The organism is Cellulomonas sp. P4_A2 (assembly GCF_056402515.1).
Genome location: NZ_JBFUHG010000016.1, coordinates 22,311 through 37,713, shown reverse-complemented (window position 1 = coordinate 37,713; position 15,403 = coordinate 22,311). Strand labels below are relative to the sequence as shown.

15 protein-coding genes and 3 tRNA genes are annotated in these 15,403 nt (G+C 72.4%); 4 read left to right on the top strand and 14 right to left on the bottom strand.

The annotated features are described in order from the left end of the window. Nucleotides 1-19: 19 nt before the first annotated feature. Complete coding sequence (locus AC1DUE_RS14740; RefSeq protein ID WP_477040175.1) at nucleotides 20-1,360, bottom strand: MFS transporter; 1,341 nt, start codon at nucleotides 1,358-1,360, stop codon at nucleotides 20-22. Nucleotides 1,361-1,589: 229 nt separating this feature from the next. Here AC1DUE_RS14740 and AC1DUE_RS14735 point away from each other — a divergent pair, with 229 nt between their 5' ends. Further along, nucleotides 1,590-2,651 carry a LacI family DNA-binding transcriptional regulator gene (locus tag AC1DUE_RS14735; RefSeq protein ID WP_477040280.1) on the top strand — a complete coding sequence of 354 codons (1,062 nt, stop codon included), beginning with the start codon at nucleotides 1,590-1,592 and terminating at the stop codon, nucleotides 2,649-2,651. On the opposite strand, the gene AC1DUE_RS14730 is transcribed toward AC1DUE_RS14735, so the two are convergent. The 7 genes from AC1DUE_RS14730 to AC1DUE_RS14700 form a co-directional block, all read right to left on the bottom strand. Further along, a complete protein-coding gene (locus AC1DUE_RS14730) occupies nucleotides 2,652-3,194 on the bottom strand; it encodes a DapH/DapD/GlmU-related protein (RefSeq protein ID WP_477040174.1) in 543 nt (180 codons plus the stop codon). A gap of 1 nt (nucleotide 3,195) precedes the next feature. Next, complete coding sequence (locus AC1DUE_RS14725; RefSeq protein ID WP_477040173.1) at nucleotides 3,196-3,612, bottom strand: MaoC family dehydratase; 417 nt, start codon at nucleotides 3,610-3,612, stop codon at nucleotides 3,196-3,198. Further along, the gene (locus AC1DUE_RS14720) at nucleotides 3,609-4,058 is read right to left on the bottom strand and encodes an FAS1-like dehydratase domain-containing protein (RefSeq protein ID WP_477040172.1); all 450 of its coding nucleotides are present in this window, start codon (nucleotides 4,056-4,058) and stop codon (nucleotides 3,609-3,611) included. Before AC1DUE_RS14720 ends, AC1DUE_RS14725 begins: the two co-directional genes overlap by 4 nt. Before the next feature lie 21 nt (nucleotides 4,059-4,079). Further along, nucleotides 4,080-4,250 carry a 50S ribosomal protein L33 gene (rpmG, locus tag AC1DUE_RS14715; protein ID WP_029290226.1) on the bottom strand — a complete coding sequence of 57 codons (171 nt, stop codon included), beginning with the start codon at nucleotides 4,248-4,250 and terminating at the stop codon, nucleotides 4,080-4,082. An 83-nt stretch (nucleotides 4,251-4,333) separates the two neighbouring features. Beyond that, nucleotides 4,334-4,407 (bottom strand) — tRNA-Met (locus AC1DUE_RS14710). 74 nt (nucleotides 4,408-4,481) lie between these two features. Next, nucleotides 4,482-4,554: transfer RNA gene (locus AC1DUE_RS14705), tRNA-Thr, on the bottom strand. 126 nt (nucleotides 4,555-4,680) lie between these two features. Continuing rightward, nucleotides 4,681-4,762 (bottom strand) — tRNA-Tyr (locus AC1DUE_RS14700). A gap of 150 nt (nucleotides 4,763-4,912) precedes the next feature. Between AC1DUE_RS14700 and AC1DUE_RS14695 the strand changes: the two genes are divergently transcribed. Beyond that, the gene (locus AC1DUE_RS14695) at nucleotides 4,913-5,419 is read left to right on the top strand and encodes a YajQ family cyclic di-GMP-binding protein (RefSeq protein ID WP_477040171.1); all 507 of its coding nucleotides are present in this window, start codon (nucleotides 4,913-4,915) and stop codon (nucleotides 5,417-5,419) included. Between the two features lie 151 nt (nucleotides 5,420-5,570). Here the strand turns inward: AC1DUE_RS14695 and AC1DUE_RS14690 are convergent, their stop codons facing one another. From AC1DUE_RS14690 to AC1DUE_RS14680, 3 genes are all read right to left on the bottom strand, one after another. Then, entirely contained in the window at nucleotides 5,571-5,996 is a 426-nt protein-coding gene (locus AC1DUE_RS14690) for a DUF6941 family protein (RefSeq protein WP_477040170.1), read from the bottom strand. A gap of 46 nt (nucleotides 5,997-6,042) precedes the next feature. After that, nucleotides 6,043-6,927 carry a zinc metalloprotease HtpX gene (gene htpX, locus AC1DUE_RS14685; protein WP_477040279.1) on the bottom strand — a complete coding sequence of 295 codons (885 nt, stop codon included), beginning with the start codon at nucleotides 6,925-6,927 and terminating at the stop codon, nucleotides 6,043-6,045. A gap of 107 nt (nucleotides 6,928-7,034) precedes the next feature. Next, entirely contained in the window at nucleotides 7,035-8,414 is a 1,380-nt protein-coding gene (locus tag AC1DUE_RS14680; RefSeq protein WP_477040169.1) for an FAD-dependent oxidoreductase, read from the bottom strand. A 179-nt stretch (nucleotides 8,415-8,593) separates the two neighbouring features. Between AC1DUE_RS14680 and rarD the strand changes: the two genes are divergently transcribed. Further along, complete coding sequence (gene rarD / locus AC1DUE_RS14675) at nucleotides 8,594-9,529, top strand: EamA family transporter RarD (RefSeq protein WP_477040168.1); 936 nt, start codon at nucleotides 8,594-8,596, stop codon at nucleotides 9,527-9,529. On the opposite strand, the gene AC1DUE_RS14670 is transcribed toward rarD, so the two are convergent. Then, the gene (locus AC1DUE_RS14670) at nucleotides 9,507-10,250 is read right to left on the bottom strand and encodes a PP2C family protein-serine/threonine phosphatase (RefSeq protein ID WP_477040167.1); all 744 of its coding nucleotides are present in this window, start codon (nucleotides 10,248-10,250) and stop codon (nucleotides 9,507-9,509) included. The genes rarD and AC1DUE_RS14670 overlap by 23 nt on opposite strands. Before the next feature lie 350 nt (nucleotides 10,251-10,600). On the opposite strand from AC1DUE_RS14670, the gene AC1DUE_RS14665 reads away from it, so the two are divergent. Further along, nucleotides 10,601-12,760: an MMPL family transporter gene (locus AC1DUE_RS14665; RefSeq protein ID WP_477040166.1), complete on the top strand. Its 2,160-nt coding sequence runs from the start codon at nucleotides 10,601-10,603 to the stop codon at nucleotides 12,758-12,760. On the opposite strand, the gene AC1DUE_RS14660 is transcribed toward AC1DUE_RS14665, so the two are convergent. Together AC1DUE_RS14660 and AC1DUE_RS14655 are read right to left on the bottom strand one after the other, a co-directional pair. Then, nucleotides 12,757-14,259: an RDD family protein gene (locus AC1DUE_RS14660; protein WP_477040165.1), complete on the bottom strand. Its 1,503-nt coding sequence runs from the start codon at nucleotides 14,257-14,259 to the stop codon at nucleotides 12,757-12,759. The two genes, AC1DUE_RS14665 and AC1DUE_RS14660, sit on opposite strands and share 4 nt — an antisense overlap. A gap of 69 nt (nucleotides 14,260-14,328) precedes the next feature. Beyond that, a complete protein-coding gene (locus AC1DUE_RS14655) occupies nucleotides 14,329-15,327 on the bottom strand; it encodes a polyprenyl synthetase family protein (RefSeq protein WP_477040278.1) in 999 nt (332 codons plus the stop codon). Nucleotides 15,328-15,403 lie beyond the last annotated feature (76 nt).

Below are 15,403 nucleotides of genomic sequence, written 5' to 3'. Positions count from 1 at the left end.
TCGTCCTGCACAGGTCCACTCACGGCACACGCACCAGGCGACGGCGACGTGTGCGCTGCGTCGGGACGACGTGGCGCGACGCCGCGACCGGGTCGGGGTCGGCGTCCGCGAGCATGGCGACCGGGAGCTGCTCGGGCTCGGTCGGCTCGCCCGGCGTCTCGGGAGCCACCCGAGCCGCCAGCACGACGCTGGCCACCATCGCGACCGTGATGAGCACGAGCGCGTGCCGGGCGCCCGTGGCGGCGGCCGCGATGCCCAGCAGCGGCGGCGCGGCGATCGAGGCGACGGACGCGAACGACGACACGACGGCGACGCGGCCGGCGGCGCGCATCGGGTCGTCGGACGCCGCCGCGATGCCGATGGGCACCGCGAGCGCTGCGCCGAAGCCCCACAGGACCACGCCGACCCCGGCGAGCAGCAGCGTGGGCGCGAAGCCGAAGAGCAGCAGCCCGACGATGGCGACCGAGCCGGAGGTGCGCAGGACGACGACGCGACCGAACCGGTCGATCAGGCGCGTGCCGAGCAGGCGGACCAGCGTCATCGCGCCCACGAACACGCCGAGCATCGCGGCGCCGACGGCCTCAGGCTTCTCGAACCCGTCGACGACCGCGAGCGAGAGCCAGTCGTTCGCCGACCCCTCGGACAGGGCGGCAGCCATGACGACGACGCCGATCAGGAGCGTGCGCGGCTCGCGCCACGAGTCGAGCGACGAGGCGATCTTGCGACGACGCCCGGCGGGCACGGCCGACGCAACGGGACCGTCGGTCACAGGGACGGTCCCGTTGCGCGGACGGTCGCCGGGGGCGGCGTCGAGGACGACGCCCCGCAGCGAACCGAGCCGCCACGCGACCGCCACGGCCGCGATGACGGAGAACTGCAGCGCCACGGAGATGTCGTAGTGCGAGGCGAGCGCACCGATCGCGGATCCGGCGACGGCACCGATGGAGAACGCCGCGTGGAACTGCGGGATGACAGTGCGACCCATCGCCCGCTCGATCCGGGCCGACTCGACGTTCAGCGGGACGTTGCCGAGCGCGATGGCCACGCCGTTGAGGAAGATGCCGACGCCGAGCAGCGGGACGGACCCGACCGTCGGGCCGACGCCCATGAGGACGTACCCGACCGCGAGCACCGCCGTGGACAGGAGCAGCGAGGTGCGGCTGCCGAACCGCTGCACGATCATCCCGGCGAACGTCACGGTCAGCAGCGCGCCCAGCGAGCCGATCAGGAGCATCAGCCCCAGCTCGCTGGTCGAGAGGTCCAGCAGGTCGCGGACGGTCGGGATCCGCGCGAGCCAGCTGGAGAAGATGATGCCGGTCAGACCGAACAGGCCCATGAGGAGCCAGCGGGCTCGACTCACGGCAGGGGGCAGCCCGGGGCGGGCGGGGTGACTCACGAAAGGCTCCGAGACGGTGGTGGGCGGTCTGTCCTGGTTCGATATCGAATCGATTCGACCTCGCGACGAACGCGCGGTCGAATCGATTTGAGGGACGCCGACATTCTGCGGGTACGCTTGCCGCTGCGTCAAACAGATTCGTGCTCTGCATGCCGGAAGACCTGCTGCAACGTCGCACCCCGGAGGTCCCGCCCTGTCCCCGTCCCGCCCCACGCTGGCCGACGTCGCTGCCGCGGCGGGGGTGTCGGTGTCGACGGCCTCGCTCGCGTTCTCCGGTGCCGGACCGATCGCGCCGACCACCCGGCAGAAGGTCCTGGACGCGGCCGTCCGGCTGGACTACTCCGGCCCGAACCCCCTGGGACAGCAGCTCCGGCGTGGCCGGTCGGGCATCGTCGGGGTGGTCGTCGGCGACTCCCTGGGCCGCTCGTTCCGCGACCCCGTCTCCATCCAGGTGCTCGACGGCCTGGTCAGCACGCTCGGCCCGCTCGACCTCGGCGTCCTGCTCATCCCCGGCTCGAGCGAGCCCACGGGCCCCGCGGTCGACCCGCTGATCGAGACCGCCGCCATGGACGTCGCAGTGCTCATGTGGGGCGGCACCACGGACGACCCCATGCTGAGCGCGCTGCGCCGGCGCGGGATCCCCGCGGTCATCGTCGAGGGCAAGAAGTCCGACGACGTGGCGTCCGTGGGCATCGACGACCGCGGCGGGATCCGGCAGGTGACCGAGCACCTCCTGGCCCTCGGCCACACCCGGATCGCCACCGTCACGCTGCCGTTCAACCGGCTGCGCAACGAGGGGCTCGTCGACGAGGACCGTATGGCCCACCTCGAGTGGGAGATCACGATCCGGCGGATGGCGGGCGTCACCGACGCGGGCGTCACCCCGGTCGCGATCTACGAGACGCCGGCGTCGCTGGTCGAGCACGGGCGTTCGGCGGGACTGGCGCTGCTCGCGGGCCCGGACCGGCCGACCGCGGTCGCCTGCCAGTCCGACCTGCTCGCGTCGGGCGTCGTGCTCGCCGCGCGCGAGCTGGGGCTGCGCGTCCCCGAGGACGTCTCGGTGAGCGGCTTCGACGGGCTCGACCTGCCCTGGCTGGCGCCCGACGTGCTGACGACCGTCAGCCAGCCGCTCGCCGAGAAGGGTGCGGCGATCGGGCACGCGGTCGAGGACCTGCTGGCCGGCGAACCGGCCTCGTCGCGCGAGCTGCCCGTGCAGCTGCGGATCGGCACCACGAGCGGACCGGCCCCCGCGTAGTCACCAGCGTCGGCGGACCGTGGCCTTCGGGCCGGTCACCAGGCTCGCCGCGGGGACGTCCTCGGCCACGACGGCCCCGGCGGCGACCACCGCGTCCCGCCCGATGCTGACACCGGGCAGAATCGTCGCGCCTGCGCCGATCCACACGTTCTCCGCGACGTCGATGGGCGCACCCGTCAGGTAGAGCCGGCGCTCGGCGGGGTCGACGGGATGGCCGCTGGTGATGAACGTGACCTTGGGTCCGACCATCGTTCCCGCGCCGAGCCGGATCCCCGCGTAGTCCAGGAACGTGCAGCCCTGGTTGACGAACACCCGCTCGGCGAGGTCCAGGTGCAGCCCGTGGTCGGTGTAGAAGGGCGGGTAGATCGTCACGCGGTCCGGCAGCGGCCGACCGAGGATCTGCTCCAGCAGCGCAGCCTTGCCCTGCTCGTCGTCGAACGGCAGGACGTTGAGCCGCGACGTGAGCTCGGTGACCTGCGGGACCCTCGCGGCCATGGCCGCGAACTCGGGGCCGTGGATGAGCATGAGGCGGTCGGCAGGCACCCTAGAGCTTCACGACCGCCTGGGCCTTGCCCAGGACCCGGGCACCCTCGACGCTCACGGTCAGGTCGATGCGGGCCGTCCCTGCCTCGGGGTCCAGCGCTCCGACGACGGCGACGACCTCGATGGTCGCGGCTCCGGGGTCGGGGACCGGGACGGGGCGCGTGAAGCGCACCTGGTAGTCGACGACCTTGCCGGGGTCGCCGGCCCAGTCGGCGACGACGCTCGCCGCGGCGCCCATGGTCCACATGCCGTGCGCGATGACGTCGGGCAGGCCGACGGACGTGGCGACGCGCGCGTTCCAGTGGATCGGGTTGAAGTCGCCGCTCGCGCCCGCGTAGCGGACCAGACGTGCGCGGTCGACGGTGACCTCGCGACGTGCGACCTCGGTGCCCACGACCAGCTCGCCGGTGTCGGTCATGACTCCTCCGGGCGGACGGCCAGGGTGGAGACGACGGTCGCGACGGCCGAACCGCCCTCGTCGGCGATCTCGGCACGTGTCGTGATCATGGCCAGCCCGGCGCGCACGGTGATGGAGTCGACGTGCAGCACCGTGACCAGCCGGTCACCCGCGTGGATGGGCCGGTGGTGGGTGAACCGCTCGTCGGCGTGCACGACGCGGCTGAAGTCGATGCCCGCGGCGGGGTCCTCGAACAGCTGCGCCTCGGCACGCTGGGCGACCACGACGGCGAACGTCGGGGGCGCGATCACGTCGGGGTAGCCCAGCGCGCGCGCCGCCGACGGATCCGTGTGGGCGGGGTGGGAGGAGCCGACGGCGTCGGCGAACTCCCGGAGCTTCTCGCGGCCTACCTCGTAGACCGCGTTCGGCGGGTACTCGCGTCCCGCGTAGCTCGTGTCGACCTGCATCTCGGGTTCAGAGAACCGAGATCAGCGGGTCTCGCGGTGCAGGGTGTGACGGTTGTCGCGGGGGCAGAACTTCTTCATCTCGAGACGGTCGGGGTCGTTCCGACGGTTCTTCTTCGTGATGTAGTTCCGCTCCTTGCACTCAGTGCACGCGAGCGTGATCTTCGGACGGACGTCCGAGCTCTTGCTGGCCATGGTCTTGCCACCTCTCGCACCCGTACGGGTACCGCGATCTCGTCATTGCGCGCCGGCCGACGCGCTGTTGTGTCACTTGGCGGTAGCGGGAGCGGGACTCGAACCCGCGACACCACGATTATGAGCCGTGTGCTCTAACCACCTGAGCTACCCCGCCACTGTCGATCTGTCCGACGAACGGGCCGCACGCAGATCTCCTACGCAGCAGCACTTCCTTCGAACACACCACAGAGCCCCGAAAGGGAATCGAACCCTTGACCTTCTCCTTACCATGGAGACGCTCTGCCGACTGAGCTATCGGGGCAGCGCGAGCAAGGTTACACGGGCCCTGGGCTGGTCGCGAAATCGGATCCAGCCGCCGGCACGCGCCGGCTGGTGAGCCGGCCCTGCACGCAGCAGCCCGGACCGGTGAAGGTCCGGGCTGCGTCCGTGGCGGGTGAGGGATTCGAACCCCCGTAGGCGTTGCCAGCTGATTTACAGTCAGCCCCCTTTGGCCACTCGGGTAACCCGCCAGGGTCGTGCCCGCCGTCCGACGTCCGTCCAGCCTCGACTGGCCGGCCGCGCGAGCAGCGTGCGGGTGGAAGGATAGCAACACCCGGGCGGTGCTAGCGAAACGGTCAGGCGCGCCCGCGTCCAGCAGTCGAGTCAGCAGGAGGAGTGTCATGGCGAGCGAAGCGTCGTTCGACGTCGTCAGCAAGGTCGACCGCCAGGAGGTGGACAACGCGCTGAACCAGGCCTCGAAGGAGATCGCCCAGCGGTACGACTTCAAGGGCGTCGGCGCATCGATCGCGTGGAGCGGCGAGAAGATCCTGATGATCGCGAACTCGTCGGAACGCGTCCTCGCCGTCCTGGACGTCTTCGAGACGAAGCTCATCCGCCGCGGCATCTCCCTCAAGTCGCTGGACACCGGGGGCGACGACGGCCCCGAGCCCAAGCCGTCCGGCAAGGAGTACCGGCTCGAGGCCCTCATCAAGGAAGGCCTCTCCAGCGAGACCGCCAAGAAGGTGGCCAAGATCATCCGCGACGAGGGCCCCAAGGGCATCAAGACGCAGATCCAGGGCGACGAGCTGCGCGTGACCGGCAAGAGTCGCGACGACCTGCAGAGCGTCATCGCGCTGCTCAAGGGCGCCGACGTCGACGCCGACCTGCAGTTCACGAACTACCGCTGAGGCGCGCCGCCGCGTCAGGACTGCGGCTGCGGACGTCACCCGGCAGGCCTGGTTGAGCGTCGTCTGCGGCTGAGCCGGCGCGCGAGAACAATCTGAACGACGTCATGGAACGGCTTGGCGTCCACCAGGTTGTTCTGGAGCGTGCCGGACCTCAGCCGGGAGGCCGGATCAGGAAGCTGACCTCCCAGTCCTCGCTGGTCTCGCCGTCCAGGGAGAGGCGCCACTCGTAGCGCTGGCCGGCCGTCAGGTTGATGCCGGGGCCGATGCCGAACGCGAGCGGGACGTCGATCGGGGTGCCCGCGGGGATGCCCGACGGGCGGCCCGCCTCGACGTTGCCCTCGATGCGCAGCGGACCGAGGCCGTTCACGCCGTTGACGAGCACCGGCTTGCCGTCGGCGTCGAGCAGCTCGACCACCAGGGCGCGGCTCGTGTTGGTCTCGTCCCAGCCGAACTGCAGCAGGATGATGATCGCGGCCGGCGGGGTCGGGCTGGTCGTCGTCGACCAGCCGAGGCCCAGCGCGTCGACCTTCCCCTCCGAGACCTTGGCGGCGTCGGCGAGCAGGAGCTTGGCCCTCACAGGACCGGGGACGTGCGGGACATCGGGGTTCTCCTGTCGGCGGTGCTCAGTAGCGGGTGATCCCGCCCTGCTGGTTGGCCTGGGCCTCCAGGCGGGCGATGCGGTCGGCCATCGGCGGGTGCGTCGCGAAGAGCTTGCCCATGCCGGCGCCCTTGAACGGGTTGGCGATCATCAGGTGCGACACGTCCACCAGCTCGCGGTCCTGCGGCAGCGGGCGGGCCTGGGTGCCCTGCTCGAGCTTGCGCAGCGCGGAGGCCAGGGCGAGCGGGTCGCCGGTCAGGGTGGCCCCGTCCTCGTCGGCGTCGTACTCGCGGGTGCGGCTGATGGCCAGCTGGACGAGCATCGCGGCGACCGGCGCGAGGAGCGCGAGGAGCAGGCCCGCGATCGGGTTGCCGCGGTCGCGGTCGTCGCCTCCCCCGCCGAAGAACAGGGCGAACTGCGCGAGCGACGTGATGACGCCCGCGACGGCGGCGGCGACCGACGAGGTGAGGATGTCGCGGTTGTAGACGTGCATGAGCTCGTGCCCGAGGACGCCGCGCAGCTCGCGCTCGTCGAGGAGGCCGAGGATGCCCTCGGTGCAGCACACCGCCGCGTTGGCGGGGTTGCGGCCGGTCGCGAACGCGTTCGGGGCGGCCGTCGGCGAGATGTACAGGCGCGGCATCGGCTGGCGGGCCTGCGTCGAGAGCTCGCGCACGATGCGGTACATCGCCGGCGCCTCGAGCTCGCTGACCGGACGCGCCCTCATGGCACGGATCGCGATCTTGTCGGAGTTCCAGTAGCTGTACGCCGTCATCAGCAGGCCGAGGGCGGTGAACAGCACCAGGAACTTCGGTGTCCCGCCGCCCAGCAGCCATCCGATCCCCAGCAGGATCGCCCACATCGCGCCGAACAGCGCTGCGGTCTTCAACCCGTTGAAGTGCTGGTGGCCCATCGTCTCCCCGTCTCTCGTCTGCACCCCTGAAACGCTTACCGACGGGCAAGCGTTCCCGGACGCACGAAGGCCCCCGCGAACACGTCGCGGGGGCCTTCGTGGAGTGCTCAGTCCTGCGGCAGCGGCTGGCCCAGCGCGACGGCGACCATGTGGTCGCGCGGGACGAGCTTGATGCGCTCGCGCCCGTGCGGCTCGCCCAGCCCGCGCTCGTACGCGTCCAGGAGCTCCCAGCCGGTCCACTGGATGACGTCGACGCTGCGGCCGGTGAGGAAGTCGACGATCGCCGACGGGTCGCGGTCCGTGGCCGTGTAGAACGCGTCGCCGCCCGAGGCGACGTCCTCGCCGAGGTGGCGGATGGTCTCCGACGCGTCGGACTTGGTGTGCCCGATGAGGCCGACGGGGCCGCGCTTGATCCAGCCCGTCGCGTACACGCCCGGCAGGTGCTCGCCGTCGACGTCGACCACGCGACCCTCGCGGTTCGGGATCACGCCGGCGACGTCGTCGAACGGGATGTCCACGAGCGGCGACCCGAAGTACCCGACGGCGCGGTACACGGCGCCGACCGCCCAGTCCTGCGTCTGGCCGGTGCCGGTGACGTTGCCGTCGCCGTTGAGCGCGGTGCGCTCGGTGCGCAGCCCGACGACCCGGCCGTCCTCGCCGAGGATCTCGACGGGCTTGTGCAGGAAGTGCAGGTGGATGCGCCGGCTCGCGGTGTTCTCCTCCGGCTCCTTCAGCGTCCAGTCCGTGAGGGTCTTGACCACCTGCTTGGTCTGGTTCGAGGAGTGGATCGCGGCCATCGAGCCCTCGTCGAAGTCGAAGTCCTCGGGGTAGACGATGACGTCGACGTCCGGCACGTGGCCGAGCTCGCGCAGCTCCAGCGGGGAGAACTTGACCTGGGCCGGACCGCGGCGCGCGAACACGTGCACGTCGGTGACGGGCGAGGCCTTGAGGATCTCGTAGACGTTGCCCGGCAGCTCGGTGGGCAGCAGGTCGTCGGCGTGCTTGGCCAGGATGCGGGCCACGTCGAGCGCGACGTTGCCGGCCCCGAGCACGGCGACGTGCTGCGCCTCGAGCGGCCAGGTGCGCGCGACGTCCGGGTGGCCGTCGTACCAGGACACGAAGTCGGCGGCGCCGTAGGAGCCCTCGAGCTCGATGCCCGGGACGGGCAGCTCGGCGTCGCGGATGGAGCCGGTCGAGAAGATGACCGCGTCGTAGAACTGGCGCAGGTCGTCGAGCTTGAGGTCCGTGCCGTAGTCGACGTTGGCCAGCAGGCGGATGTCGCCGCGGCTCAGCACGTTCTGCAGCGCGACGATGATCTGCTTGATGCGGGGATGGTCGGGCGCGACGCCGTAGCGGACCAGGCCGAAGGGCGCGGGCAGGCGCTCGAAGAGGTCGATGCTGACGTCGAGGTCCGTCTTCGACAGGATGTCGGCGGCGTAGATGCCGGCCGGTCCTGCGCCGACGATGGCCACTCGCAGAGTGCTCACGGGCGCTGCTTGCCTTCCGATCTGGGGGGTGCCTGGCCAGTCCACAGTGCGAGAACATCGGCATCTGCAGGGCTGTGCAGGGGCCAGTCTAGGGCGCACGGTGAGGTCACCCTGAGTCGCCCGCCAGAATGCGGACAGGCCTGAGACGGCGTGTCGCGACGACGACCTAGGGTGGGCGGGTGCCGCAGCCCCCCTCCCGCCTCGACGGTCTCGGTCTCGCGGCGGGCGTCGGCGCCTACACCGCCTGGGGCATCCTGCCCCTCTACTTCCCGCTCCTGGAGCCCGCGACACCGGTCGAGATCATCGCCCACCGGGTCGTCTGGTCGCTGCTGTTCTGCATGATCCTGCTGTTCGCGACGCGCGGCTGGGCGGGCTTCTGGCGGGCCTTGCGGACGCGCCGGATCCTCGGGCTGCTCTCGATCGCGGCGGTCCTGCTGGCGATCAACTGGGTCACCTACGTCTTCGGCGTGCTGACCGACCGGGTCGTCGACGCGTCGCTGGGGTACTTCATCAACCCGCTCGTCACCGTGACGCTGGCCGTCGCCGTGCTGCGCGAGCGCCTGCGGCTCGCCCAGTGGGTCGCGCTCGGCTTCGGCGCGGCCGCCGTCGTCGTCATCACCGTCGGGTACGGGCAGCTGCCGTGGATCGCGCTCGTCCTCGCGCTCTCGTTCGGGTTCTACGGCTTCATCAAGAACCGCGTCGGGCGCACCGTCGAGGCGATCCCGGGCCTGGCCGTCGAGACGCTCGTGCTCGGCCCGTTCGCGCTCGGGTACCTGCTCTGGCTGGGCTGGGCGGGCGACGGGACGTTCGCGGCACAGGGCGTCGGGCACGCGTTCGTCGTGGCGGCGGCGGGCATCATCACCTCAGTACCGCTGCTCCTGTTCGGCTCGGCCGCCCGGCGGCTGCCGCTGAGCATGATGGGGCTCCTGCAGTACATCGCGCCGACCCTGCAGTTCCTCATCGGCGTCGCGGTGCTGCACGAGGAGATGCCGCTGGCGCGGTGGTGCGGCTTCGCGCTCGTCTGGGTCGCCATCGTGATCCTCACGGTCGACGGCGTGCGCACCAGCCGCGCCAACCGGCTGGGGCGTCGGGCTATGGAGCAGGCCGTCGCATGAGGGCCGCGTCCACGACGATGACCGTCACGTTGTCCTTGCCGCCCGCGGCGAGCGCTGCAGCGACGAGCCGGTCCGCCGCGTCCTGAGGGTCGTCCTCGGCGCGCAGCTCGGCCTCGATCCGGGCGTCGGACAGCGGGTCCGTCAGGCCGTCCGAGCACACGAGCATGCGGTCGCCGGGACTCACGGGCAGCAGCCACACGTCCGGCTCGACCTCGCGCGCCCCGCCCCCGAGCACCCGCGTGACGACGTTGCGACGCGGGTGCCGCGGCGCGTCCTGCGCGGGCACCACCCCCGCGGCGACGAGCTCTGCGACCTCCGAGTGGTCGTGGGTGACCTGCTCCAGCACCGCCCCGGCCATCCGGTAGGTGCGCGAGTCCCCCACGTTCAGGACGAGCCAGCAGGGCACGTCGTCGTGCTCGGTGAGCACCACCCCGGTGGCCGTGGTGCCCGGGCGGCGACCCACACCCTTGGGAAGCCGGCGCACCGCGGCGTGGGCGTCGCGGACGATCCGGCGGGCGTCGTCGGGCTCGGGAGCACCTTGGGCCAGTGCGCGCAGCACCTCGATCGCCGTCCGGCTGGCCACCTCGCCCCGGTCGTGACCGCCCATACCGTCCGCGACGAGGAACGCCCCGTCCTGCGTCCAGACCGAGTCCTCGTTGCGGGCGCGCTCGGCGCGTGCGGTGGCGACGCCCACCCGGAGGCGTACCCGGGCGTCGTTCATGGGGTGCCGACGAGCCGCGCGGTCGCAGGATTCATCGCGTCCTCGTCCCGCTCGCCGTTCATGGGGTGCCGACGAGCCGCGCGGTCCCACGGATCATCGCGTCCTCGTCCCGCTCGCAGGCATCGCGCGGGACCGCTCCCCGACCCCTGCGCCCGATCGTCGGCCAGCATAACGACGGCCGGTCGGCGGTGCACCGGAGCATCACGGTCCGGCTCCATCAGGTCGGCCGAAAGGACCAGGCCACGGGCAACCGTTCGGCCGTTCGGCCGGAGGCGCCCCGCACTGCGCGGCCGATGTGACGGCCCACCACGCGTCGGGACGATCGGAGCCACCCACCTTGGAGGCTTCCGATGTTGTCGCAGACCTTGTTCCGCCTGGGCCGCACGGCGGCCCGCCGCCCCTGGGCCGTGATCTCGGCGTGGCTCGTGCTCGCCGTGCTCGTCGTCGGGGCGTCCAGCGCCTTCGGCGAGAAGCTCGAGGACTCGTTCCGCGTGCCCGGCCTCGACTCGCAGCAGGCCAACGACCTGCTCGAGTCCGCAGGGTCCGGCCAGGCGGGGCTCACGGCGCAGGTCGTGGTCACGCCGGCCGACGGCGGCTCCTTCGCCGACGACCCCGCGGCCCGGACCGCGCTCGCGCAGCTGCAGTCGGACGCCGCCGAGCTGCCGCACGTGCTGGGCACCACCGACCCGACGGCCCTGCTGGCCGGCTCGAGCCAGGAGTCCGGGGTGGTGTCCCCCGACGGACGCGTCGCGCTGCTGCGCATCCAGTACCCGACGATCGACCAGCTCTCCGCGGCTGACCTCGGCAACCTCGAGGCTCTCGACGGCGGCCCGGACCTGCGCGTGGAGAAGGGCGGCGACCTCTACTTCGCCTACGAGGAGTCCGCCGGGAACGTCGGGGAGCTCGTCGGCATCCTCGCCGCGCTCGTCATCCTGTTCCTCGCGTTCGGGTCGTTCACGGCGGCGTTCCTGCCGATCGGCATGGCGGTTCTCGGGCTCGCGGTCGGGACCGGCGCGATGGCGCTGCTGGCCAACCTCATCGTCGTCCCCAGCTACGCGCCGGTGCTCGGGGCGATGGTCGGGCTCGGGGTCGGCATCGACTACGCGCTGTTCGTCACCACCCGGCACCGGGAGTACCTCGCGCGCGGGCTGGTGATGCAGGACTCGATCGCCCGGTCGATCGCGACGGCCGGACGGCCCGTCGTGTTCGCGGGCGGCATCGTCGTCGTGTCGATCCTCGGGCTGGCCGTCGCGGGGGTGCCGTTCATGACGGCGGGCGGGATCGCGATCTCGATGGTCGTGCTGATCATGGTCGTCGCGTCCGTGACCCTCCTGCCCGCCCTCCTCGCCCTCGCCGGGCGCCGCGTCGTCGGGCGTCGGCCCGTGCACGCCACGAGCCCCGGCTGGGCGCGATGGACCCGGCACGTCACCCGGCACCCGCGCGTCTACCTGGTCGGCGTGGTCGCTCTGCTGCTCGCGCTCGCGGCACCCGTGCTGGGCCTGCGCGTCGGCATCCCCGACGACGGCGCGCTGCCGCCGAGCTTCACGCAGCGCCAGGCGTACGACCTGGTGGCCGAGGGCTTCGGGCCGGGGCGCAACGGTCCCCTCGTCGTGGCCGTCGCGCTCAACGGCGACGCCGCGTCCCTCGCTCCCCTGGCGTCCGCGATCGCCGACGACCCCGGGATCGCCGGCGTGGAGGCACCCGTCGTGCGCGGCGACGTCGGCACGATCGTCGCCTACGCCACGACCGGCCCCCAGGACGAGGCGACGACCGAGACGGTCGAGAGGCTGCGCCACGACGTGTTCCCCGCCGCCCTCGAGGGCAGCCCGGCGCGGGCGCACGTGGGCGGGCAGACCGCGAACTTCGCGGACGTCGGCGTCCGCGTCAACGACCGGCTGCCGGTGTTCGTCCTCGCCGTGCTCGGCATGTCGTTCCTGCTGCTCATGCTCGTGTTCCGCTCGGTGCTCGTCCCGCTCAAGGCCGTGCTGCTGAACCTCCTGAGCATCGGGGCGTCCTACGGCGTGATGGTCATGGTGTTCCAGTGGGGCTGGGGCGCCGACCTGATCGGCCTCGAGTCCACGGTGCCGATCGTGTCGTTCATCCCGATGTTCATGTTCGCCATCCTGTTCGGGCTCTCCATGGACTACGAGGTGTTCCTGCTCAGCCGGGTGCGCGAGGAGTACGTGTCCACGGGGTCGAACGACCAGGCCGTCGTCAACGGGGTGGCCAAGACCGGTCGGGTCATCACGTCGGCCGCGCTGATCATGGTCTGCGTGTTCCTGGCCTTCGTGCTCGGTGCGGACGCGGCGACCAAGATGTTCGGCGTCGGTCTGTCGACCGCGATCCTCATCGACGCCACCCTGGTCCGGATGGTGCTGGTGCCCGCGACCATGAAGCTGCTCGGCCGCGCCAACTGGTGGGTGCCGCGCTGGCTGGACCGGATCCTGCCGCGGGTGGACGTGGACGCCGAGGAGCGGCTGCCCGAGCCCAAGGTCCTCGTGCCGGCCTAGCCGGTGCCGTCGGTCGGGGCCGGCCAGTCCAGCTCCGACCGGCTGCGGATCTCGATCGTGCGCTTGCCGAACCGCACGATCCATCCCGCCTCGACCCTCGCCCTCTTCCCGGGGGCGAGGGAGAGCTCGGTGCCGTCGGGGCGCACCAGGACCGTCCCGTTGGTCGAGCCGCGGTCGACGACCCAGAGCCGGTTCCCCCGGCGCTCGCGGCCGAACGCCAGGTGGACGCGGGAGATCGAGCCGTCGGGGTCGTCGATCGCGACGAGGTGCGTCAGACCCGGCTCGTCGTCGGGGGCCCGGCCGACCAGGCCGTCACCCTCGACCTCGAGACGCATGCCCGTGTCGAACAGGAGCACCAGCCCGGGTGCGGTCACCCGGGCCGGGGGCTCGTCGGGCCGCAGCCGGGCGTGCTCCAGCTCGGGCAGGCCGGGGTCGGCGGGACGGATCTCGGGCTCGACCAGGCCGTCGGGCCGCCGCTTCGACGTGCCGCCGATCCGCGGCAGTCGGGGGATGCGTCGCGGCGACTTGGCGACGATCGAGATCGCCACGGTCGGGGGCGCCCCGATGATCGGTCCCGGTGCGACGGGTGTCGGCAGCCCGGAGACGAGCCGGTTGGGCACGTCGATCAACGGGGCGTCCGATCGAGAGCCCGGCGCGGTGACTTTCGAGGGGCGCGGTCCGGGCGGACCCGTGATGACCTCGACCGGTTCCACGGCGGGCGATGCGGTGATCGGCTTCCAGGGCGCCGGACGGATGAGCCCGGGTGCCGTGGAGATGACCGGGCCGTCGCTCGCGGGAGCCTCCCGCGGCGGCGGGACGATCCCCGGGACCGGCCGCACCAGGCCGAGCGCGGGCTGCGCGCCGAGCGCCCGCACGACGGCCGGTGCGGTGCCCGGACCCTCGACGCCGGCCTCCCGCACGGAGCGCGCGCGCAGCACCAGCGTCCGGGCCGCCTTGTCGTGCCAGCCGCGGCGTGCGGGCGAGTGGTCCCAGGCGCCGGACGCGGCGACGACCCAGGCACCGATGAGTGCGACTAGCGCTCCGGCGACCTCCACCAGCACGCGCACCCCGATGGCCGGCAGACCGGCCGGACGGTGCGTCCGCGAGCCCATCGTGCGGATCCCGGTCAGCCCGTTGCCCACCGTCGCACCCGTGCCCGCCTCGACGAGCCACTGCGTCAGGGTCGCGACGACCAGCAGGCCCGGGACCGCGAGAGCCGACGAGGTCCACGCGCCGGCGGCGTCCCGCGGACCGCCGGAGGCCACCGCGACCAGGTAGCCGAGGCCCACCGCGACCACGAGGACCAGGACGTCGATCGTGAAGGCCAGCACCCGCAGGCCGACGGGCGCCACCGTCTGCGGCGTGATCTCGGCGACCGCGTCGAGCACCGGCCGCGCCGGGACCCGACGGGCGACCGGACCGGGGGGCGCGCCGCACGCGGCACATCGCCTCGCGCCGGGCGCGAGCGACGCACCGCAGACCGCGCACGGTGTGCTCACGTCGGACCTCCCGGAGTCGGCCCCTCGGCGGGCCGCTGCCACATGGTGCCAGAACGCGCGCCGCGTGGATCAGGACGCGCGGTCGACCAGCGCATCCGCGAAGGAGACGAGCGCGTCCTTGACCGGTCCGTCGTCGAGCGCGTCGAGCTCGCGCACCGCGGACCGGGCCAGCGCCACCGCGCGCTCGCGCGTCTCGCCGACGACCGGGTGCACCCGCAGCGCCGCCACCGCACGGGCGAGGGCCTCGTCGTCGGTGAGGTCGGAGTCGAGCAGCGCGAGCACCTCGTGGTCCTGCGCGGTGGCCTCGGGCGACGCGGCCCGGGCGCGCAGCAGCAGCGCGGGCATCGTGGGCACCCGCTCGCGCAGGTCGGTGCCCGGCGTCTTGCCGGTCGTCGCACCGTCGGAGGTCAGGTCGATGACGTCGTCGGCCAGCTGGAACGCGACGCCGATCTTCTCGCCGAAGGCGGTCACGATGGCCACGACGTCGGGGCGGCAGCCGGAGAACATCGCGCCGAACCGGGCCGACGTGGCGATCAGCGAGGCCGTCTTGTCGGCCAGCACCTGCAGGTAGTGCGCCACGTGGTCGTCGTCGGGACGCGGCCCGACGGTCTCGTGCAGCTGGCCCAGGCAGAGCCGCTCGAACGTGGCCGCCTGGATGCGCACGGCGTCCGGACCGAGCCCGGCGACCGTCGCGGACGCCCGGGCGAACAGCAGGTCGCCCGTGAGGATGGCCACCGAGTTGCCCCAGACCTCGTGCGCGGCGGGCGCACCGCGACGCAGCGGCGCGGAGTCCATGACGTCGTCGTGGTACAGCGTGGCCAGGTGCGTGAGCTCCACCACCACCGCGGCGTCGATGACCTCGAGCCGCGAGCCGTCACCGAGCTCGGCGGCCAGGAGCGTCAGGAGCGGGCGCAGCCGCTTGCCCCCGGCGTTGACGAGGTGGCGCGAGGCGTCGTCGGCCAGCGGGTCGACGTTGGTGACGGCGTCGCGCAGCCTCTCCTCGACGATCTCCAGCCGAGCGGACAGGCGCTCACCGAGCGCAGCATCGGCCAGCGGGAAGGCCGTCATCGAGGTCACGGCACGAACCTATCTTCCCGACGGCCCGTTCTTGGCAACGGGCCCAGCCACCGGGTGCCTCGCGACG

What these genes read in the sequence shown, in the direction of transcription:
- AC1DUE_RS14725 (WP_477040173.1), bottom strand. Translation starts at nt 3,612, where the DNA reads ATGACCGACACCGGCGAGCTGGTCGTGGGCACCGAGGTCGCACGTCGC.
- AC1DUE_RS14720 (WP_477040172.1), bottom strand. Translation starts at nt 4,058, where the DNA reads ATGCAGGTCGACACGAGCTACGCGGGACGCGAGTACCCGCCGAACGCG.
- rpmG (WP_029290226.1), bottom strand. Translation starts at nt 4,250, where the DNA reads ATGGCCAGCAAGAGCTCGGACGTCCGTCCGAAGATCACGCTCGCGTGC.
- AC1DUE_RS14695 (WP_477040171.1), top strand. Translation starts at nt 4,913, where the DNA reads ATGGCGAGCGAAGCGTCGTTCGACGTCGTCAGCAAGGTCGACCGCCAG.
- htpX (WP_477040279.1), bottom strand. Translation starts at nt 6,927, where the DNA reads ATGGGCCACCAGCACTTCAACGGGTTGAAGACCGCAGCGCTGTTCGGC.
- AC1DUE_RS14670 (WP_477040167.1), bottom strand. Translation starts at nt 10,250, where the DNA reads ATGAACGACGCCCGGGTACGCCTCCGGGTGGGCGTCGCCACCGCACGC.
- AC1DUE_RS14665 (WP_477040166.1), top strand. Translation starts at nt 10,601, where the DNA reads ATGTTGTCGCAGACCTTGTTCCGCCTGGGCCGCACGGCGGCCCGCCGC.
- AC1DUE_RS14655 (WP_477040278.1), bottom strand. Translation starts at nt 15,327, where the DNA reads ATGACGGCCTTCCCGCTGGCCGATGCTGCGCTCGGTGAGCGCCTGTCC.